Origin of the sequence: Paraburkholderia sp. SIMBA_027, assembly GCF_046535315.1 — a bacterium.
GTDB lineage: Bacteria > Pseudomonadota > Gammaproteobacteria > Burkholderiales > Burkholderiaceae > Paraburkholderia > Paraburkholderia tropica.
The window spans coordinates 1-235 of the sequence record NZ_JAWRWY010001630.1 but is presented as its reverse complement, the minus strand read 5'-3'; the positions used below and the strand labels follow the sequence as shown (position 1 = coordinate 235).

1 pseudogene is annotated in these 235 nt (G+C 61.3%); it reads left to right on the top strand.

The annotated features are described in order from the left end of the window. Nucleotides 1-235 (top strand): annotated as a pseudogene (locus tag SB764_RS44705) (type IV secretion protein Rhs); the annotation flags it as partial.

Genomic DNA, 235 nt, shown 5'->3' with positions numbered 1-235 from the left:
CTTCGGCAACCTGATCCGCGAGCGACGCGGCAAAGGCCAGCAACTCGTCACCGAATACCGCTACGACTGCCAGCACCGCCTGATCGGCCTCACCAAGCCCAACGGGCAAACTGCCCACTATCGCTACGACCCATTTGGGCGGCGCATCAGCAAAACCGTGGATGACACGACCACGGAGTTTTTCTGGCAAGGCGACAAGCTGATTGCCGAGCATCATGCGGAGCGCCATCGCAGC